This window comes from bacterium SCSIO 12827, from assembly GCA_024397995.1.
In the GTDB taxonomy this organism is placed as follows: domain Bacteria; phylum Pseudomonadota; class Alphaproteobacteria; order Rhodospirillales; family Casp-alpha2; genus UBA1479.
On the sequence record CP073746.1, the window covers coordinates 110,609 to 129,804 of the forward strand.

Consider the following 19,196-nt stretch of genomic DNA (forward strand, 5'->3'; position numbering starts at 1 on the left):
GCCCCGGTCAACCGGGACGCGGAACATAAAGACGGTTGGGATCGGATGGCAAGGGGAAAATGACGCGGCGCCCGCTTTAAGGCCCCGCTTTAGGCATTGCCGGCGCCGCATCCTTATCCTTGATCTTCGCCCGACCGTGTTCCGGCCCTATTCCTTGACCGGGTCCTCCGTCTCGATATGTTCGCGGACCTCGTCCAGGTCGTCGTCGTCTTCGCCCAGGTCGGCCGTGTCTTCGATGAGGTCGTCGTCCTCGTCGTCGTCGAGCACGTCTTCCACGTCGTCATCGTCCAGGTCGTCGTCGTCGTCGACATCGGGCAGGACCGCGTCCAAATCATCGTCGTCCTCGTCGGGAACAACCTTCGCCTTGGGCTTGGCTTCCTTCTGAGGAACAGGTTTCGCCGCAGCGCCCCGTTTCGGGCGGAACGCCTGAAGCGGGTCGTTGGTGGCACCGCACGACGGGCACGTCGCGGGTTCGCGTCTCATGTCGTAAAACTTATTGCTGCAACTGGCGCAGGTGACCTTGCGGCCCCATTCGGGTTTCGCCACGGGCTGCCTCCCGCTGTCTGGAGTTGTGCCTGATTCCCCCCAAGGGAATGCCGTTTCTTATTCGTTTCTTGCCGTGCCCAATGCCATGAACGCCGCGCCCTGTCAAAAGCAAAATGCCGCTGATTTCACATTCCGTGGGTGATTGGCGGCGAGCGGCCCGATATGCTAGAGACCTGCGACGGCAAAGCGCCGCCCGCCACCCTTCTTTTTCAAGGGGAGACCCCGTTTCCGTGAGTGATGCAAACACCACCAAGACGCCGCTTCGGGCGGGCCCTTCGGGGCCCTTATCGGGCGCCGTGCGGGTCCCCGGCGACAAGTCGATTTCCCACCGGGCATTGATGCTGGGCGCGCTTTGCGTCGGCGAGACCCGGGTCACCGGTCTGCTTGAGGGCGAAGACGTCCTGGCCACGGCCGCCGCGGTCAACGCCATGGGCGCGCGGGCGGAGCGATACGCCAGCGCGCCCGACGGCAACACCTGGCGGGTCATCGGCTGCGGCGTCGGCGGCTTGTCCGAGCCCGAGAACGTGATCGACATGGGCAATGCCGGCACCGGTGTGCGCCTGATGATGGGGGTCGTCGCGGGCCACGACATGACGGCGACCTTCACGGGCGATGCCTCCCTGTGCCGCCGGCCCATGGGCCGGGTGACGGCGCCGCTGGAACGCATGGGCGCCAAATTCACCGGCCGCGACGGCGGTCTGTTGCCGATGACCGTCAAGGGGGCGGCGGAACCGCTGCCCATCGAATACGCCCTTCCCGTGGCCTCGGCCCAGGTCAAATCGGCGGTGCTGCTGGCGGGCCTCAACGCGCCGGGCGTGACCACGGTGGTGGAACCACAGCCGACCCGCGACCATACGGAAAACATGCTGCGCTGGTTCGGCGCCGAGGTCACCGTGCAGGACACGGCGCGCGGGCGCCGGATTTCACTGATCGGGCGGCCCGAACTGGTTGCCCGCGACGTCGCCGTGCCGGCCGATATTTCGTCCGCTGCCTTTCCTCTGGTCGCGGCGCTGCTGGTGCCGGGCTCGGACGTTACGCTGAAGGACGTCGGCCTCAACCCGCTGCGCGCCGGTATCCTGACCACGCTGCGCGAGATGGGGGCCGAGATCGAGGTATTGGGCGCACGCGAGGAAGCGGGTGAGCCTGTCGCGGACCTGCGTGTCACGGCGGGGCCGCTCAAGGGCGTCACCGTTCCGGCGGACCGCGCCCCCTCGATGATCGACGAATACCCCATCCTTGCCGTCGCCGCGGCCCTGGCCGAGGGCGAAACCCGCATGGAGGGGCTTGAGGAACTGCGGGTCAAGGAAAGCGACCGTCTGGCCGCCATGGCGCGCGGGCTTGCCGCCGCCGGGGTCGAGGTCGAGGAAGGCCCCGATTATCTGGTGGTCACGGGATCGGGCGGCAAGCCGCCCCGGGGCGGCTGCACGGTGACGGTCGATCTTGACCACCGCATCGCCATGGCCTTTCTGGTTCTGGGGCTGGTCACGGAACAGCCGGTCACCATCGATGACAGCGACGCCATGGCCACCAGCTTTCCGGGCTTCGCCGCCATGATGCGGGGCCTCGGCGCGGATATCGCGGATATTTAAGTAGGGAGTGGGGGCATGATCATCGCCATCGACGGGCCCGCCGCGGCGGGCAAGGGGACCCTGGCCCGGCGCATCGCCCGCGACCTGGGCTTTGCCTATCTGGATACGGGCCTGCTCTACCGGGCCACGGGCAAGCGGGTGCTGGAGGCCGGGGCCGACCCGGAAGACGCCGAGGCGGCCGAAGCAGAGGCCCTGGCGCTGGCGCCCCGGGATCTGGAACGCCCGGACCTGCGCACGGACGCGGTCGCCCAGGCGGCGTCCAAGGTCTCGGCCGTGCCCGGTGTGCGGGCGGCGCTGCTGGCGTTCCAGCGGACCTTCGCGGCCCATCCGCCGGAGGGGGCCAAGGGGGCCGTTCTCGACGGCCGCGACATCGGCACGGTGGTTTGTCCCGACGCGGATGTGAAGCTGTTCGTCACGGCCTCCGACGAGGTCCGCGCCCGGCGCCGATTCAAAGAGTTGCAGGAAAGCGACCCCGACGTTATATATGCGCGCGTTCTCGAAGAGATGCGCGAGCGGGACGCCCGGGATAGATCTCGGGCCGTCGCGCCGCTGGAGCCGGCCGAAGACGCGATCCTGCTTGATACGAGCGACCTGAATGCCGATGAGGTGTTCGCCAAGGCCCTTGATATCATTAAGAAATAACAGGAATCCTGGGCCCGGCCGGCCCCGTCCAAAATCTGTTCGAAACGAAGCGCCCACCCACCACCGCCAGGAAAAAGGCGGGGTGTCGTGGGTATTTGTGCAACCGCAGACCGCCGGAACCAACCGGCCGGCCAGATAAAATCGAAAGGTTTGAAACCAATGGCCACGACAGATGCCGCCACGGCGGCCCCTACCTCCAACGAAGATTTTGAAGCCCTGTTGAACGAGTCCTTCGGCGACAACGAAGGCTTTGAAGGCCGCGTGCTGCGCGGCGTCATTGTCAACGTCGACGGCGATTTCGCCGTCATCGACGTCGGACTCAAGTCCGAAGGCCGCGTGCCGCTCAAGGAATTCATGAGCCCCGGCTCCGACGAAGTTCTCAAGGCTGGTGACGAAGTCGACGTCTATGTCGAACGCTACGAAGACCGTGACGGCCTGGTCCGTCTCTCGCGCGAGAAAGCCCGCCGCGAGGAAGCCTGGGTCGGCCTGGAAAAGGCCTTCGAAAAGGGCGAGCGCGTCAATGGCGTGATCTTCGGCCGCGTCAAGGGCGGCTTCATCGTCGACCTGGACGGCGCCGTGGCCTTCCTGCCCGGCAGCCAGGTCGATATCCGGCCCGTGCGCGACGTGTCCCCCCTGATGGGCATGCCGCAGCCGTTCCAGATCCTGAAAATGGACCCCCAGCGCAACAACATCGTGGTCTCGCGCCGCGCCGTGCTGGAAGAAACCCGCACCGAAGCCCGTTCCGAGCTGATCTCCTCCCTGCAGGAAGGCCAGGTTCTGGACGGCGTCGTCAAGAACATCACCGATTACGGCGCCTTCGTCGATCTGGGTGGTGTGGACGGCCTGCTGCACGTCACCGACATCGCCTGGAAGCGCATCAACCACCCGTCCGAAGCCCTGTCCATCGGCGAGACGGTGAAGGTCCAGATCATCCGCTTCAACGCCGAAACGCAGCGTATCTCGCTCGGCATGAAGCAGCTTGAGGCCGATCCCTGGGACGGCGTCGCCGCCAAGTACCCGGTCGGCACCAAGTTCACGGGCCGCGTCACCAACATCACCGACTACGGCGCCTTCGTGGAGCTGGAGCCGGGCGTCGAAGGTCTGGTGCACGTGTCGGAAATGTCCTGGACCAAGAAGAACGTCCATCCGGGCAAAATCGTCTCCACCTCTCAGGAAGTGGACGTCATGGTGCTTGACGTCGATCCCGACAAGCGCCGCATCTCCCTGGGTCTCAAGCAGTGCAACGCCAATCCGTGGGAAGACTTCGTGGTCAAGTTCCCGGTCGGAGCCGAAGTCGAAGGCGAGGTCAAGAACATCACCGAATTCGGTCTGTTCATCGGCCTCGACGGCGAAATCGACGGCATGGCCCACCTTTCCGATCTGTCCTGGGACAAGTCGGGCGAGGAAGCCCTCGCCGACTACACCAAGGGCGACATGGTGAAGGCCAAGGTGCTGGACGTCGATGTCGACAAGGAACGCGTCTCGCTCGGCATCAAGCAGCTGTCCGGCGACCCGACCGAAGGTGCGATGGAAGGCCTGAAGAAGGGCTCCGTCGTGACCTGTACGGTGACCCAGACCAACGACGGCGGTGTCGAAGTCATGGTCAATGACGCCGTGCTCGGCTTCATCCGCAAGTCCGACCTGTCGCGTGATCGTTCCGAACAGCGCCCCGACCGTTTCGCCGCCGGCGAAAAGGTCGACGCCAAGATCACCCAGATCGACAAGTCCGGCCGCAAGCTGTCGCTGTCCATCAAGGCCCTTGAGGTCGAGGAAGAGAAGAAGGCCATGCAGGAATACGGCTCGTCCGATTCCGGTGCTTCTCTCGGCGACATCCTGGGTGCTGCCCTGAAGGAAAAGCAGGCGCAGGCCGCTGCCGAAGGTGACGACGAAAAGCCGAAGAAGGCCGCCGCCAAGAAAAAGGCCGCCAAGAAAGACGAAACCGAAGAAGCGGAAGAAGGCGCGGAATAACCCGCCTTTCCCGTTGCCCTGCCTTAGGGCGGGCGTGATACATTGGCCGGGAGCTCTCGCAAGGGGGCTCCCGGTTTTCTTTTGTCCGGTCCCACCGAATTTTTGACGGATGCCCGCCCCGCCATGAGCCTTGACGCCGACATGATTTTCGACCGCCGCCGCCTCAAGCGCGCCCTGACCTTCTGGCGCCTGGTTGCCCTGGCCGCCTTCGCGGGCCTGGTCGTGGCCGCCGCCGGACGGTTCGGCGGGGCGGATTTTATCACCCGCGACCATGTCGCGCGCATCACCATCGACGGCATCATCTTCGACGACGACGAACGCAGCCGTGTAATCAAGGACCTGGCCGCGCGCGACGACGTCAAGGCGGTGGTGGTCCGGGTTGATTCCCCGGGCGGCACTTTCGTCGGCGGCGAGGCCCTGTTCACGGCGTTGCGCCGGGTTGCCGACAAAAAGCCGACCGTCGCCGTCATGGGCGGCACCGCGACCTCGGCCGGCTATATGGTGGCCATCGCGGCGGATCATGTGGTTGCCCGGCGAGGCACGCTGACCGGGTCGATCGGTGTGATCCTGCAGACCGCCGACGTGACGCAGCTGTTGGACAAGCTGGGGATCAAGCCGGAAGTGTTCAAAAGCGGGCCGATGAAGGCCCAGCCCAATCCGTTCGAGCGCCTCAGCGATCCTGCCCGCGAGGCGACCCAGGACATGCTGATGGAACTTTACGGGCAGTTCGTCGACATGGTCGCGGACCGCCGCAAGATGCCGCGCGACAAGGTCATCGCGCTGGCGGACGGGCGCGTCTACTCGGGACTTACGGCCAAGAGCAACGGCCTGGTCGACGCCATCGGCGACGAGGATCAGGCCCTCGACTGGCTTGCCTCGGCCCATGGCGTGGCCCGCGACCTGCCCCTGCGCGACCTCAAGTTGACGGACGAACCCCTGCCGTGGCGCGACGCCCTTACATCGCAGCTGCAAAAAGCATTGTTTTCAGAACGACTTAGACTTGACGGCGTGTTCTCCCTTTGGCACCCTTCTTTGTAGATATTCACCTGTGAGGGAAAGGTCCCCGGCCGACCGCGTTATCGCGCCGCCGCCTGGGGTTGGCAGCATGACCAAATCCGAACTCATCGCCCGTTTGGCGGCGGACAATCCGCATCTCTACCAGCGTGACGTGGAACGTATCGTCTCCACCATTTTCGACGAGATCACCGGCGCATTGGCCCAGGGAGACCGGGTCGAACTGCGCGGTTTCGGCGCCTTCTCCGTGAAGCAACGGGGTTCGCGCACGGGCCGCAACCCGCGCACGGGGGCCACGGTCGAAGTCGATTCCAAGCACATTCCCTATTTCAAGACCGGCAAGCAGCTGCGCGAAAAACTGAACGGCAGCTGATCCCGGCCGGGGCCGGACGGTGGCTTCCGGAACCTTCAATCGTCAGGTGTCGCGCGTGGGCAAACTTCTTTCCTGGATCCTGCTGACTCCCCTCGTTCTGGGGCTGATCCTGTTTGCCGCCTCCAACCGCGCGGATGTCGTGCTGCGCCTTTGGCCCTTCGATTACGAATTGACGACCCCGGTGGCGCTGGTCGGCGTCGGTGGCCTTTTCCTCGGTTTTCTCTGGGGGGCGGTGATGGTGTGGATCTCCGGCGGTGTCGCCCGCGGCCGCGCCCGCCGCGAAGCCCACCGCGCCGAAGGGGCGGAAAAGGAAGTCCTGCGCCTTAAGACCGATGTCGAAATGTTGGAAGAAAAGCTTCGCGCCGCCGACGCCAAGGCCAAGTCCGCGTCGCTGCCGGTGCCGGCGTCGGATACGCAGGCGTCCGGTTCGCGCCATATTCTCTAGCCCAGGCTCACCCGCCGTTCTGTATTTTTGAGGATGGCCGCCCGGGGCCGGGATCAGTATAAATGACCATACGGCCAATTCTGGGACCAATTCGATGACGTCTTCGATCTCCGCGCCGGGCATCAAAAGCCCCGCCGACCGCATCCTGGTCGCGCTCGACACCACCGACGCGGCGGGGGCCCTGGCGCTCGCCCAGGGGGTCAAGGGGGCCGTGGGTGGGGTCAAGCTGGGCAAGGAGTTTTTCACGGCCCAGGGACCCCAGGGCGTGCGCCAAGTCTCGGCGGCGGGCCTGCCCGTGTTTTTGGACCTGAAATTCCACGATATTCCCAACACGGTCGCGGGTGCCGTGCGCGCCGCGGCGCCGCTCCAGCCCTTCATGCTCAACGTCCATGCCTCGGGCGGGCGCGCCATGATGGAAGCCGCCGCCAAGGCGGCCACCGACGCCGCCCAGGGCGGGCACCGCCCCCTGGTCCTTGCCGTCACCGTGCTCACCAGTTTGAGCGACGAAGACCTGATCGAAGTCGGCATCAATAATGAGACTAAGGCCCAGGTCGCCAAGCTGGCCAAGCTGGCCCAGGAAGCGGGCATGGACGGGGTGGTCTGCTCGGCTCACGAGATCAAGGTCATCCGCTCCGTCTGCGGGCCCGACTTCACCCTGGTCGTGCCGGGCATCCGCCCCGAATGGTCCGTCAAGGGCGACCAGAAGCGCGTGGTCACCCCGCGCGATGCGGTCTCTCTCGGCGCCGACTACCTGGTCATCGGCCGGCCCATCACCCAGGCCGACGATCCCATCGCCGCCGCCCGGCGCATCGCGGACGAGTTAGATTAATCGTCATTCTTGAAGATACGCCGCTTCAATTGCTTCCCGAGTGCAGAACAGCTTGGGGCAAAAACTAAGTACAGAAGAGGCCCAATTAATACGGTCATTAATCCCGCTAATTGCAGATCGTCGCTCATCATTCCTTGCAACTTCAAAATTGGCACATGTCGTTCGCTGATAGAGTCTTAAATACCGCCTCCCTGTTCTAGGGAATTATGCGCGGAACATCCCATGAACATACCATGTTTGGGTGGGGCTAATTCAACGAGACGAATCGCGAACGCAACTCGATTTTGTTAAATAAACTTGTTGAAAAACGCACTTGAGTGGTGGTTGAGGGCGGCCATGAGGAAAAACGTGGTTATGTCGACACAGGTGAAAATCTGCGGGCTGAAAACGGCCGACGCCGTGGACGCCGCCGTGAACGCGGGGGCCGATCTGGTCGGCTTCGTGTTCTTCAAGAAATCACCGCGCCATGTCACGCCCGCCATTGCCGGCGGGCTGGCGGTGCGCGTGCCCGTGGGTGTGCTCAAGGTCGGCCTGACCGTGGATGCCACCAACGACGAATTGGCGGCGATCACCGGCAATGGTGCTGTCGATATCTTGCAGCTCCATGGATCGGAGACGCCGGAGCGGGTCGCCGAGGTTCGGCGCAAGTTCGGCCTGCCGGTGATGAAGGCCCTGCCGATTGCCGAACCGGGCGATGTTGACGCCGCCCGCGCCTATGAAGGCGTCGCCGACCGCCTGCTGTTCGACGCCAAGCCGCCATCGGGGGCCGACCGCCCCGGCGGCAACGCGCTGGCCTTCGATTGGGGGCTGCTGGCCGGCACCCGGTGGAACGTGCCCTGGCTGCTGGCGGGCGGGCTGACGCCGGATAACGTCGCGGCGGCGATCCGGGTTTCCGGCGCGCCGGGGGTCGATGTGTCCTCGGGCGTGGAGACGGCCCCCGGTCACAAGGACGCGGGCCTGATCGACGCCTTCATCAAAGCGGCCAAGGAAGCCTAGGGCCAGCGCCCGGAAAAGGCCGTGCCCAGGGGCTTTAGTCCTTGGGTTCCAGGGGGCCTTGTGCTTTATTTGCGCCGCCCTCGGGTGCTGTCATCGTTAACCATAAAACGGCAGAAACCCAGGGATAAATGAGGATTGGTTCATGTCGAAGCTCAATACCTACCGCGAAGGCCCGGACGAATCGGGACATTTCGACATCTACGGTGGCCGCTATGTCGCGGAAACCCTGATGCCGTTGATCCTGCAGGTTCAGGACGCCTGGGAAAAGGCAAAGAACGACGCGGCTTTTTGGGATGAGTTCAACCGTTACATGAAGCATTACGTGGGCCGGCCCAGCCCGCTGTATCTGGCCGAACGCCTGACCGAAGAGTTCGGCGGCGCCAAGGTCTACTTCAAGCGCGACGAGCTGAACCACACGGGTGCCCACAAGATCAACAACACCATCGGCCAGATCCTGCTGGCGCGGCGCATGGGCAAGAAGCGCATCATCGCCGAAACGGGCGCCGGGCAGCACGGCGTTGCCACGGCTACGGTCTGCGCCCTGTTCGGCCTACCTTGCGTGGTCTACATGGGCGAAACGGATGTTGCGCGTCAACGCCCAAACGTGGTGCGCATGAAGATGCTGGGGGCGGAGATCGTCCCCGTCACCGCCGGCACGGGCACGCTCAAGGACGCCATGAACGAGGCGCTGCGGGATTGGGTCTCCAACGTCGAGGACACCTTCTACATCATCGGCACGGTCGCCGGCCCGCATCCCTATCCGGCCATGGTGCGAGATTTCCAATGCGTGATCGGCAACGAAGTGCGCGAGCAGATGATGGAGATGGAGGGCCGTCTGCCCGACAGCTGCATCGCCGCCATCGGCGGCGGGTCAAACGCCATGGGCCTGTTCCATCCCTTCCTGGATGATGAAAGCGTGCACCTGATCGGGGTCGAGGCCGCCGGCCACGGGATCGAGACGGGAGAGCATTGCGCGTCCCTCAACGGCGGGCGGCCGGGCGTGCTGCACGGCAACCGCACCTATCTGCTGCAGACCGAGGACGGCCAGATCCTGGACGGCCATTCCATTTCCGCCGGCCTGGATTATCCCGGGATCGGGCCGGAGCATTCCTGGCTACGCGATACGGGCCGGGTCGAATACGTCTCGGCGACGGACAAGGAGGCCCTGGCGGCGTTCCAGCTGTGCACCCGCAAGGAAGGCATCATCCCGGCCCTGGAGCCGAGCCACGCGCTGGCCTATGTGGCCAAGATCGCGGGCGACCTGCCCAAGGATCACCTGCTGGTCATGAACATGTGCGGGCGCGGCGACAAGGACGTCGACGCCGTCGCCGGCTATCTGGGAATGGACTGAACCTATGACCACGCAGACCGGGCCTGAGACCCGCATCACCCGCAAATTCGCCGAACTGAAGGCCGAAGGCCGCGCCGGTCTGGTGACGTTCCTGACCGCCGGCGACCCGTCGCCGGAGCTGTCGGAACAGATCATCGTGGAGATCGCGGAGGCAGGGGCCGACCTGATCGAGATCGGCATGCCGTTCTCCGACCCGATGGCGGACGGACCGGCGATCCAGGCCTCCAGCCTGCGGGCACTGAAGGCCGGCATGACTTTGCCGAAGACCCTGGATATCGTGCGCGCCTTCCGCAAACGGGACAACGACACGCCGATCGTCCTCATGGGCTACTACAACCCCATTTACATCTACGGGGTCGACCGTTTCCTGGCCGATGCCAAGGAAGCCGGGGTCGACGGTCTGATCGTCGTCGACCTGCCGCCGGAAGAAGAGGGCGAGCTGTGCCTGCCCGCCCTCAAGGCCGGCATCAACTTCATCTATCTGACGGCCCCGACCACAGACGACGCGCGCCTGCCCAAGGTCGTGCGCCATGCCTCGGGCTTCGTCTATTACGTCTCGATCACCGGCATCACCGGCACCAAATCCGCCGATGCGGGCGACGTGGCGGCCAGCGTTGCGCGCATTCGCCGCCACACGGACCTGCCGGTCGCCGTCGGCTTCGGCATCAAGACGCCGGATCAGGCCGCGGCCATCGCGCGGGTTTCCGACGCCGCCGTCGTCGGCTCGGCCCTGGTCGGGATCATCGCCGAAAACCGCGACCCGTCCGGCGTGCCCCTACCCGACACCAAGGACAAGGTGTTAGACTTGGTCAAGGCGCTGGCGGCAGGTGTGCGCGGCGCGAGAAACGGTTAGGTTTTGCGCAAATCGTCGTCGCGGGCCGAGGCACGGCCCGCTCGGGATTTGCGACTGACGATCGCCCGCCGACGCCGGGCGGGAACGGAGATTGGAAGAACATGAACTGGTTGCGCGAATTCGTCCGGCCCAAGCTGAAGCGTCTGGTCGGTGCGGGCAAGGAAATGCCCGATAACCTTTGGCACAAATGCCCGGGTTGCAGCCAGATGATCTTCCACCGCGATCTGGAAAAGTATCTCCACGTCTGCCAGCACTGCGGCCATCACCTGCGCATCGGCGCCGACAAGCGCCTGGCCATGCTGTTCGACGAGGGTGCGTTCGAAAAGATCACCTGGGACACGCCCAAGCCGGACCCCCTGAAATTCAAGGACACGGAAACCTATGCCGCGCGCCTTAAATCCGCGCGCGCCAAGACCGGCGACCAGGACGCCCTGATCGCGGGCGTCGGGCGCATGAACGGCCTGCCGGTGGTCGTCGCGGCCTTGAACTTCGCCTTCATGGGCGGCTCCATGGGCCAGGCCATGGGGGCCGGGCTTTTGGCCGCCGCGCGCAAGGCGGTGGATGAAAAAGCGGCCTTCGTGGTTATCCCGTCATCGGGGGGGGCGCGCATGCAGGAAGGGATTCTGTCCCTCATGCAGATGGCGCGCACGACCATTGCCGTGGACGAGGTCAAGGAAGCGGGCCTGCCTTATATCGTGGTGCTGACCGACCCGACCACGGGCGGGGTCTCCGCCTCTTACGCCATGCTGGGCGACATTCACATCGCCGAACCCGGGGCCGTAATCGGTTTCGCCGGACAGCGGGTGATCGAGCAGACCATCCGCGAAACCCTGCCCGAGGGCTTTCAGCGCGCCGAATATCTGTTGGAACACGGCATGGTCGACATGGTGGTGCCCAGGGGCGAGCTTCGCGACACCCTGGCCCGGGTCATCGACATGCTGCTGAACCCGGAACCGGGCCGCCGGGTCGAAGGTTCGGACCAGGATATCGACCTTCTCGAAGGCGAAATTCTGCCGCCGGCCCGCAGCCACCGGCCGGGCGCCGCCCCCGTGCCTGGCGACGACTGATTCCCTGATTCTGTCGGACCGACCCGTCCATGACTGATCCCCTCGGCGCGGATGCACCGGCGCCCCATCCCTGCGATGAAATCCTCGCCCGTCTGCTGACCCTGCATCCCAAGGTCATCGACCTGTCCCTGGACCGTGTCCATCGCCTGCTCGACCGTCTGGACCATCCGGAACGCGCGCTGCCGCCCGTGGTTCATGTTGCCGGCACCAACGCCAAGGGATCGGTCATCGCCATCCTGCGCGCCATGCTGGAATCCTCCGGTAAGCGCGTCCATGTGCATATCTCGCCCCATCTGGTGCATTTCAACGAACGCATCCGGCTGGCCGGCGAGCTGATCCCCGATGCGGATCTGCAGGCGTTGCTGGCGGAATGCGAGGACGCCAACGGTGGCGAGCCCATCACTTTTTTCGAAATCACCACGGGGGCGGCGCTGCTCGCCTTCGCGCGCAGTCCAGCCGACGTGCTGATCCTGGAAACGGGTTTGGGCGGGCGGCTGGATGCGACCAACGTCATTGATAAGCCGCTGGTCACGGCGATCACGCCGATCTCCCTGGATCATCAGCAGTTCCTGGGAAATTCCCTGGAGGAAATCGCGGCGGAAAAGGCGGGCATTCTCAAGCCGGGGGTGCCCTGCGTGATCGGCCCGCAGCGGCCCAGCGTGCTGGCCGTGCTGGATGACCGGGCCAAGGCGGTGGGGGCGCCGGTACTGGCCCATGGCCGTGACTGGACCGTGGCCGAAGCCCCCGACGGCACGTCGTTCGACCTGACCCTGGGCGGGGTGATGGAAACCTATCCGGCGCCGGCCCTGGCCGGACGGCATCAGCTTCTCAACGCGGCCCAGGCGATCGTCTGCCTGAAGACCATGGCCGGGTTCACCAGCGTGCCGGATCAGGTCATCCGCGGTCTTGCCACGGCGGAATGGCCCGCCCGCCTGCAACATCTGACGCAGGGGCCGCTGGTCGGCACCCTGGCGCCCGGCTGGTCGCTCTGGCTCGACGGCGGACATAACGCCGCCGCCGCCGCCGCCATCGCCACCCATGCGGGGGAAGCCTGGGGCGACAAGCCCCTGCACCTGATTTGCGGCATGATCAATTCCAAGGACCCCATAACGTTCCTGAGCGCCCTCGCCCCCGTCGCGGCGTCGCTCACCGGTGTCGCCATCCCGGGCGAGGCCAATACCCTGTCCGCCGACGAAATCGCCGCAGCAGGGGGCGCCGCCGGCCTGCCGTCGCGCACCGCCCCTTCGGTGCAGGCGGCGTTGCGGGACCTGTCGGCGCGCGAGCAGGTGGCAGCCCGGGTGATGATCTGCGGCTCTCTCTATCTCGCCGGCACGGTATTGCGGGACAACACTTGAACATCTGAACATTTGTTCATATGTTTGGTTTATGAGCACCGGAACCAAACCTGCGAAACCGCCCGCCGCCGCCCCGGCCCCCCTGCCGGAAGGCACGCTCGACCGCGACCGGGCAGAGGAAATCGCCTCCATCTTCCATCTGTTGGGGGAGCCCAACCGCCTGTCGATCCTGGCCGCCTGCATGGCCGGGCCGCGCTCGGTCAACGATCTGGCCGCGCTGACCGGCATGTCGCCGTCTCTGACCAGCCACCATCTGCGCCTGTTGAAGGCCGCGCGCCTGGTGCGCCCCCGGCGCCAGGGCAAGTTCGTGCATTACGCGGTGCACGACCATCACGTGACCTCTGTCCTGCTGGACATGATGGAACACGTGGCGGAACCCGAACATACCCACGACGAGGAGGCCTGAGCCATGTCCGCCTGCTGTGACCACGGCCATGACCACGGGCATTTTCAGGACGCCGCCACGTCCCGCGCCTACCGCCGGGTGCTGTGGTTCGCGCTGATCGTCAACGGCGGCATGTTCTTCGGTGAAATGGTTGGGGCCTATCTGTCGAAATCCGTGGCCCTGCAGGCCGACGCGCTCGACTTTATGGGCGATGCCGCCAATTACGGGATATCCCTTGCCGTGGTCGGGATGCACCTTGTCTGGCGGGCGCGGGCGGCCATGGTCAAGGGCCTGTCCATGGGCCTGTTCGGGCTTTGGGTGATCGGCACCATGATCTGGCGGTTCATGGAGAGCGGCGTACCGGAGGCGCACATCATCACCGGGGTCGGTGTTCTGGCCCTCGTCGCCAACGTGGTGGTGGCCCTGGCCTTGTTCAAATACCGCGACGGCGACGCCAACATGCGGTCCGTCTGGCTGTGCTCGCGCAACGACGCCATCGCCAATGTCGCCGTCATCGCGGCGGGCGGCGGGGTGTGGCTGTCGGGCACCTTCTGGCCCGACGTCGCCGTGGGCGGGATCATCGCGGGCTTGGCGCTGTTCGCCTCGGCCGAAGTCATCCGCCGCGCGCGCGGGGAATTGCGCCAGGCGCGTGAACCGCTGCCGGCGGCCGCCGACTGATCAATACGCCGTCTAAGGCTTAGCCGACCGGGTGAAAATCGTGCTCGCCGGTCCCCTGGACCAGCATGAATTTGCAGCCGGCCCCGTCCTTGCCATGCACTTCATGGGCCGTCTTCACGGGCACGGTCAGGCGCTGGCCCGGCATCAGTTCATGGGTTTGGCGGGGGGCGCGGGTTTCAATAACCATCGGGCCCTCCATGCAGACGAAAGTATCATCGACTTCGGAATGCCAGTGCCAGGGCACGCATTCGCCGGGGCCCAGTTCCATGATCTGCACGCGTAGGCCGTTGACCTCGCCGATAAGCTCCCGGTCCAGAATGGTATAGGGCAGGTCTTCCGGCTTGGTCATGGCGGGGCAGCCTAGAAGTTGTCTTTGAGCCTGCGGGTTTCGGCGAAGACCTCGACGTAATCCCGGCCGGCAAGCCCGATTGTGCGCTGTAAATCGGGTGAATCGGCGCGCAGAAAGGGATTGGTCTTCAATTCGATGCCGATGGTCGACGGCACGGTCGGGATGTTTTTCGCCCGCGCCGCGTCCACGTCCTGCATGCGCCGGACCAGGGCGGCATTGTCCGGTTCCACCGACAGGGCGAAGCGGCCGTTGGACTGCGTGTACTCATGGGCGCAGAAAACCCGGGTTTCCGGGGGCAGGGTTTTGAACTTCGCCAGGGATTTGACCATCTGCTGGGGCGTGCCCTCGAACAGCCGCCCGCAGCCCATGGCGAACAAGGTATCGCCGCAGAACAGAGCGTCCGATCCCTCGAACCAAAAGGCGATATGGCCGCGCGTGTGGCCGGGCACGTCGTAGACCCGGGCCTCGGCATTGCCCAGCATATAGGTATCGCCGTCGCCGACCTGCACGTCGATGCCGGGAATGCGGTCATGGTCGGCACGCGGGCCGACAATGGTGCAGCCCGTGGCCGCCTTGATTTCCTGGTTCCCGCCCGTGTGGTCGCCGTGGTGGTGGGTGTTCAGGATGTGGCTGATGGTCCAGCCCTTGGCCTTGGCCGCGTCCAGCACGGGCCCCGCCACGGCGGGGTCGACCACGGCGGTCGCCCCCGTTTCCGGGCAATGGGCCAGATAGACGTAGTTGTCGTTCAGGACCGGTATCTGATGGACGTCGAGCCGGCTCATCATTCCTGGGGAACCTCTAACGCCTTGCGGGCGCTAGATGTTCTGCTCCAGCCATTCCTGCAGCTTGCTTTTCGGCAGGGCGCCGATCTTGGTCGCCGCCACTTCGCCGTTCTTGAACAGCATGAGGGTCGGAATGCCGCGCACGCCGTATTTGCCGGGGGTCGAGGGGTTGTCGTCGATGTTCAGCTTGGCCACGGTGACCTTGCCTTCAAGCTCGCTGGCCAATTCCTCAAGCGCCGGGGCGATCTGCTTGCACGGGCCACACCATTCGGCCCAGAAATCGACCAGGACGGGCTCGCTCGATCCAAGAACGTCGGTTTCGAAGGAGTCGTCGGTTATCTTTTTCGGCATATCGCTCACCTTGGGATCTGTGTCGGGGTACAGTTTTTTATGGAATTTCAGTTTCTGGGACATGCCGCTGGGTTCTCTTGCGGCCCGGGGCGGGAACCTTTGGCACCTCACCCTGTCCTTGAATCTAGGGTCGCGCCCCGGCCTCGTCAAGCCGCCCTGGCCGGTGCAAAAATTCCCCTTGCTTTCTCCGTGGCTTAGGGCGCGGCTTTGTCCAAAAGGGCGTCCGGCAGAGCCATCATGCGCGCGCCTAGGGTCCAGATCAGGGCGCAGCGCACGGGCCGGTTCGGATACAAATCCATCAACGCCCGGCGGTACCCCGCCATTTGCGCGATATAGCCGGGATGGACGTCCTCCAGGCGTTCCGGCGGTGGCCGGTTGGTCTTGAAATCGGCGATCAGAACCTCCGTGTCGGTTACCAGCAGGCGGTCGATGCGGGCGGAAATCACCCGTCCGCCCGCCATGGCGACCAGGGGCACCTCGGCCCGGCTCCCGGGCCCGAACGGGGGGGCCAGCGTCGGGTCATCCAGAAGGGCCAGAGTTTCCGAGAGAATTTCCGCCCGCTCGGCGGCGTCCAGGTCATAGGCCGGGCGGGCCAGAAACCTTTCGGCCGCTGCGCGTCGGTCTTCGGGCGCCAGGTCCGGCAGGCTTTCCAGCAGTTTGTGCACGATCAGCCCGCGCTTGAACCGGGCTCCGTCGTCCGATCCCAACGGCGAGGCGGCGGGCGGGCTGTCCTCGGGCTTGGAGGGGGCGAGGGGTCTGGGTGGATCCGGCTCCTCCGCCGGCGGGTGGGCGATCCAGTCCGGAACCGGCAGAGCGGTGGGCGCGGCGGCGGCTTCTCTGACTCGGACCTCGGCGGTCTGCGGCGTTTCCAGGCGAAGCCCCCGGCCGCCCGGGACGTCCAGCTCCACCGCCCCGGCGCGCTCCAGACCGGCTTCGATCAGGTCGTACCAGCAGCCCTCGGCGCGGCCGCTCTTGGTTTCCCAGCCGGTTACGTAAAGCCGGTCGCGGGCCCGGGTCATGGCGACGTAAAGCAGCCGCCGTTCCTCGTTCTCCTGCGCCGCCTGGACCTGGGCGCGAAGGGTTGCGGTCAGATCGCAGTCGTCGTCCTTGCGCCCGGGCCAATAGACGGCGCCCGTGTCCTGATCCCGGTCCCACAGCAGGCTGATCGGCTTGCCCCGGCCCGTGGCGGCGCAGGTGTCGGGCAGAAACACCACGGGCGCTTCCAAGCCCTTGGCCCCGTGCACGGTCATCACGCGGACCTTGTCGCCGGCCTGATCCATGTCGCGCTTCACGACGGTTTCGCTGGCTCCGATCCAATGCAGGAAGCCTTCCAGCGACGGCGCGTGTTCGCGCTCGAACTGCAGGGCCAGGGCCACGAATTCCTCTATGGGATCAAGGGCATCCTGTCCCAGATGGCGGTGGAGGGCGGCCCGCCCGCCGCCGGGGCCGAGCAGGTCCGCATAGAATTCGAAGGGCGGAGTCTGATCGGCGGCGGCCAGCAGATCCGCCAGCCGGTCCGCCGCCGCCCGCCAGTGGGGGCGCTCATCGGCCCGGCTGCGCAGCTCCGTCCACAAGGCTCCCCGCCGGGGCGCGCAGAGTGGCGTCAGGTCGTCGTCGTCCGTGAAGTTGAACAGAGGCCCCTTCAGGACCGTCGCCAGGGTCAGATCGTCGTCGGGCAGAAGCGCGAACCGGCCCAGCGCGATCAGGTCCATGACCGCCATCTGTTCGGTCAGGATCATGCGGTCCGTGCCCGCGACCCGGATGCCGCGCAATTTCAGCTGGCGCACCATTTCCTCCATGAACCGGCCGCGGCGGCGCACCAAAATCAGGATGTCTCCCGCCGTCAGCGCGCGGCCCTGGGACGCCAGTTGCTCGCCCGTGTCCAGCCAGCCGCCGATGGTGTCGGCGATGGTCTCCGCGACCTGGACCAGCGGCGCGCGCGGCCCCGGGCGGTCCACGGGCGCGTCCCAGGCGTCGCTTTCGTCCTCGTCCTCGGGCGTCACGGTGGGCCATAGTTCGACCCGCCCGGCGTCGCCGTCGCGGTCCACCAGATGACGGATCGCCCGGTCCGTGGTGGTCAGGGACGCGCGCAGGTCTTCCGACTCGAAGGTCTTGTCGACGGTGTCCAGCACCGGCCAGGTCGATCGGAACGACACCGCCATTTCCAGCGACCGCTCCAACGTCGTCTCCAGGCCGGCGGCCCGCGCCTTGGCGGCGAACTGGGCGCGGGTTTCCTCGAAGCGCGTCGGCTCCGCACCCTGAAAGCTGTAGATGGATTGCTTTTCATCGCCCACGGCGAACACCGTGCGGGGCCCCCAGGCGTCGCCGTCCCAGGCCCCTTCGCCGGAAAAGAATTCTTCCGTCAGCTTCTCCAGAATGTCCCATTGCGCCGGGGCCGTGTCCTGCGCCTCGTCGACCAGGACATGGGCGATGCCGCCGTCCAGCTTGTAATGGACCCAATTGACCGCTCCGTCCGAGGCGCGCAACAGGGCGCGGGTTTTCAGGATCAGGTCGTCATAATCCATCAGCGCGCGGGCCTCTTTCAGCGCCGCGTATTCCCGCGCCATGACCTCGGCCAGGTCCATCAGGGCGGCGGTGTTCTTGGCGATGGCGAGCGCGCGCAGCTTGTCGTCGATGATCAGCACGCGGTCCTGTTCGGCGATCAGGGTGTCGAGCATGCCGGGGTATTTCTCAACGACGCCCTTGGTGGCCAGGCGGGCCAGGGGTTTGTGCTTCTGCGTCAAATAGGCCTGAGCGTAGGCATCGAAGCCGGAAACCTTGTCATCGTCATCGCCGGCCAGCCAGGGCGCCATGATCTCGGAACGCTCCTTGTCCGTCTTGGTTCCGTGGCTCAAGGCTTCGGCGGCATAGCGCAAGGAGGCTTCGTCGGCGGTGGGTGCGCTCACGATCACCGCGCGGCGGTCATCGCCCGGGGTCAGGCCCAGGCTGCGCCGGGTTGCCGTGGCCAGGCCTGCTGCCCCGCCGTGGCGGGCGAACAGGGCGGCCAACTTGCCGCGCGCGAAATCCAGTTCCGTCACCAGATCATCGAACCCGGTTTCCCCCAGGACGCCGGCCAGATGGTCCATGGCGCGGGCGGCCGGGCTCGCCGGGTCGGCGGCGGCGCGGGCCAGCAGGCGGTCGCGCGCCTCCTTGCGCAGCTCCGCTGCCGTGCGCTCGTCCATCACCTTGAAATGGGGGGCGACCCCGGCTTCGATCGGGAAGCGGCCCAGAAGCGATTCACAGAACGAATGGATGGTGCGGATGTTGGGGCCGTCCGTGGTGTCGGCGACCTCGGCGAACAGCCGACGCACGCGGGCAAGGTCGTCGCGGTCCAGCGGCACGCCCGTCTGGTCGCGGTAGCTTTCCATCAGGGCCGGGTCGTCCATCACCGCCCATTTGCCGAGCAGAGAGCCCAAGCGGTTGGCCATCTCCGTTGCCGCCGCCTTGGTATAGGTGAGGCAGAGGATGGTGCGGGGCGCCACGCCGCTCATCAACAAGCGCACGATGCGGTTGGTCAGCACATGGGTTTTGCCCGTGCCCGCGTTGGCCGAGACCCAATGGGAATCCCCGGGCCGCCCGGCAGTCTGCTGGACCTCCGTCGCCCGCCGCCGTGTTTCGGTCAT

General features: G+C 65.8%; 19 protein-coding genes. 14 read left to right on the plus strand and 5 right to left on the minus strand.

The features are described 5' to 3' along the window. Positions 1-147: 147 nt before the first annotated feature. The gene (locus tag KFF05_00545; protein ID UTW51926.1) at positions 148-546 is read right to left on the minus strand and encodes an FYDLN acid domain-containing protein; all 399 of its coding nucleotides are present in this window, start codon (positions 544-546) and stop codon (positions 148-150) included. A 113-nt stretch (positions 547-659) separates the two neighbouring features. Between KFF05_00545 and aroA the strand changes: the two genes are divergently transcribed. The 14 genes from aroA to KFF05_00615 all read left to right on the plus strand — a co-directional run bounded on the left by aroA (position 660) and on the right by KFF05_00615 (position 14,091). Then, entirely contained in the window at positions 660-2,135 is a 1,476-nt protein-coding gene (gene aroA, locus KFF05_00550) for a 3-phosphoshikimate 1-carboxyvinyltransferase (GenBank protein ID UTW51927.1), read from the plus strand. A gap of 15 nt (positions 2,136-2,150) precedes the next feature. Continuing rightward, entirely contained in the window at positions 2,151-2,777 is a 627-nt protein-coding gene (locus KFF05_00555) for a (d)CMP kinase (GenBank protein UTW51928.1), read from the plus strand. A 159-nt stretch (positions 2,778-2,936) separates the two neighbouring features. Beyond that, complete coding sequence (gene rpsA / locus KFF05_00560) at positions 2,937-4,745, plus strand: 30S ribosomal protein S1 (protein ID UTW51929.1); 1,809 nt, start codon at positions 2,937-2,939, stop codon at positions 4,743-4,745. A gap of 123 nt (positions 4,746-4,868) precedes the next feature. After that, on the plus strand, positions 4,869-5,783 hold the full coding sequence (gene sppA / locus KFF05_00565; GenBank protein UTW51930.1) for a signal peptide peptidase SppA: 915 nt from the start codon (positions 4,869-4,871) through the stop codon (positions 5,781-5,783). A 67-nt stretch (positions 5,784-5,850) separates the two neighbouring features. After that, the gene (ihfB, locus tag KFF05_00570) at positions 5,851-6,132 is read left to right on the plus strand and encodes an integration host factor subunit beta (GenBank protein UTW51931.1); all 282 of its coding nucleotides are present in this window, start codon (positions 5,851-5,853) and stop codon (positions 6,130-6,132) included. Positions 6,133-6,187: 55 nt separating this feature from the next. Beyond that, positions 6,188-6,577, plus strand: a complete 390-nt coding sequence (locus tag KFF05_00575; GenBank protein UTW51932.1) for a DUF1049 domain-containing protein — start codon at positions 6,188-6,190, stop codon at positions 6,575-6,577. A gap of 94 nt (positions 6,578-6,671) precedes the next feature. After that, complete coding sequence (gene pyrF / locus KFF05_00580; GenBank protein ID UTW51933.1) at positions 6,672-7,406, plus strand: orotidine-5'-phosphate decarboxylase; 735 nt, start codon at positions 6,672-6,674, stop codon at positions 7,404-7,406. Positions 7,407-7,760: 354 nt separating this feature from the next. Further along, positions 7,761-8,402, plus strand: a complete 642-nt coding sequence (locus KFF05_00585; protein UTW51934.1) for a phosphoribosylanthranilate isomerase — start codon at positions 7,761-7,763, stop codon at positions 8,400-8,402. A 142-nt stretch (positions 8,403-8,544) separates the two neighbouring features. Beyond that, the gene (trpB, locus tag KFF05_00590) at positions 8,545-9,753 is read left to right on the plus strand and encodes a tryptophan synthase subunit beta (protein UTW51935.1); all 1,209 of its coding nucleotides are present in this window, start codon (positions 8,545-8,547) and stop codon (positions 9,751-9,753) included. Between the two features lie 4 nt (positions 9,754-9,757). Further along, the gene (gene trpA, locus KFF05_00595; GenBank protein ID UTW51936.1) at positions 9,758-10,606 is read left to right on the plus strand and encodes a tryptophan synthase subunit alpha; all 849 of its coding nucleotides are present in this window, start codon (positions 9,758-9,760) and stop codon (positions 10,604-10,606) included. Positions 10,607-10,707: 101 nt separating this feature from the next. Beyond that, positions 10,708-11,673: an acetyl-CoA carboxylase carboxyltransferase subunit beta gene (locus KFF05_00600; GenBank protein UTW51937.1), complete on the plus strand. Its 966-nt coding sequence runs from the start codon at positions 10,708-10,710 to the stop codon at positions 11,671-11,673. A 29-nt stretch (positions 11,674-11,702) separates the two neighbouring features. Beyond that, positions 11,703-13,028, plus strand: a complete 1,326-nt coding sequence (locus KFF05_00605) for a bifunctional folylpolyglutamate synthase/dihydrofolate synthase (protein ID UTW51938.1) — start codon at positions 11,703-11,705, stop codon at positions 13,026-13,028. Between the two features lie 31 nt (positions 13,029-13,059). Further along, entirely contained in the window at positions 13,060-13,434 is a 375-nt protein-coding gene (locus KFF05_00610) for a helix-turn-helix transcriptional regulator (GenBank protein ID UTW51939.1), read from the plus strand. A 3-nt stretch (positions 13,435-13,437) separates the two neighbouring features. Continuing rightward, positions 13,438-14,091 carry a cation transporter gene (locus KFF05_00615; GenBank protein UTW51940.1) on the plus strand — a complete coding sequence of 218 codons (654 nt, stop codon included), beginning with the start codon at positions 13,438-13,440 and terminating at the stop codon, positions 14,089-14,091. A gap of 19 nt (positions 14,092-14,110) precedes the next feature. On the opposite strand, the gene KFF05_00620 is transcribed toward KFF05_00615, so the two are convergent. The 4 genes from KFF05_00620 to addA all read right to left on the minus strand — a co-directional run bounded on the left by KFF05_00620 (position 14,111) and on the right by addA (position 19,196). Beyond that, positions 14,111-14,440, minus strand: coding sequence for a cupin domain-containing protein (locus KFF05_00620; protein UTW51941.1), 330 nt, complete (start codon positions 14,438-14,440; stop codon positions 14,111-14,113). Positions 14,441-14,451: 11 nt separating this feature from the next. Then, a complete protein-coding gene (gene gloB, locus KFF05_00625) occupies positions 14,452-15,222 on the minus strand; it encodes a hydroxyacylglutathione hydrolase (protein UTW53514.1) in 771 nt (256 codons plus the stop codon). 33 nt (positions 15,223-15,255) lie between these two features. Then, on the minus strand, positions 15,256-15,573 hold the full coding sequence (gene trxA / locus KFF05_00630; protein UTW51942.1) for a thioredoxin TrxA: 318 nt from the start codon (positions 15,571-15,573) through the stop codon (positions 15,256-15,258). Between the two features lie 194 nt (positions 15,574-15,767). Then, on the minus strand, positions 15,768-19,196 hold the full coding sequence (gene addA, locus KFF05_00635) for a double-strand break repair helicase AddA (protein UTW51943.1): 3,429 nt from the start codon (positions 19,194-19,196) through the stop codon (positions 15,768-15,770).

Coding starts and splice junctions, on each gene's coding strand:
- aroA (UTW51927.1), top strand. CDS start 660: ATGCCGCTGATTTCACATTCCGTGGGTGATTGGCGGCGAGCGGCCCGA.
- KFF05_00555 (UTW51928.1), top strand. CDS start 2,151: ATGATCATCGCCATCGACGGGCCCGCCGCGGCGGGCAAGGGGACCCTG.
- rpsA (UTW51929.1), top strand. CDS start 2,937: ATGGCCACGACAGATGCCGCCACGGCGGCCCCTACCTCCAACGAAGAT.
- sppA (UTW51930.1), top strand. CDS start 4,869: ATGAGCCTTGACGCCGACATGATTTTCGACCGCCGCCGCCTCAAGCGC.
- ihfB (UTW51931.1), top strand. CDS start 5,851: ATGACCAAATCCGAACTCATCGCCCGTTTGGCGGCGGACAATCCGCAT.
- pyrF (UTW51933.1), top strand. CDS start 6,672: ATGACGTCTTCGATCTCCGCGCCGGGCATCAAAAGCCCCGCCGACCGC.
- KFF05_00585 (UTW51934.1), top strand. CDS start 7,761: ATGTCGACACAGGTGAAAATCTGCGGGCTGAAAACGGCCGACGCCGTG.
- trpB (UTW51935.1), top strand. CDS start 8,545: ATGTCGAAGCTCAATACCTACCGCGAAGGCCCGGACGAATCGGGACAT.
- trpA (UTW51936.1), top strand. CDS start 9,758: ATGACCACGCAGACCGGGCCTGAGACCCGCATCACCCGCAAATTCGCC.
- KFF05_00600 (UTW51937.1), top strand. CDS start 10,708: ATGAACTGGTTGCGCGAATTCGTCCGGCCCAAGCTGAAGCGTCTGGTC.
- KFF05_00605 (UTW51938.1), top strand. CDS start 11,703: ATGACTGATCCCCTCGGCGCGGATGCACCGGCGCCCCATCCCTGCGAT.
- KFF05_00610 (UTW51939.1), top strand. CDS start 13,060: ATGAGCACCGGAACCAAACCTGCGAAACCGCCCGCCGCCGCCCCGGCC.
- KFF05_00615 (UTW51940.1), top strand. CDS start 13,438: ATGTCCGCCTGCTGTGACCACGGCCATGACCACGGGCATTTTCAGGAC.
- KFF05_00620 (UTW51941.1), bottom strand. CDS start 14,440: ATGACCAAGCCGGAAGACCTGCCCTATACCATTCTGGACCGGGAGCTT.
- gloB (UTW53514.1), bottom strand. CDS start 15,222: ATGAGCCGGCTCGACGTCCATCAGATACCGGTCCTGAACGACAACTAC.
- trxA (UTW51942.1), bottom strand. CDS start 15,573: ATGCCGAAAAAGATAACCGACGACTCCTTCGAAACCGACGTTCTTGGA.
- addA (UTW51943.1), bottom strand. CDS start 19,196: ATGACCGAAACACGGCGGCGGGCGACGGAGGTCCAGCAGACTGCCGGG.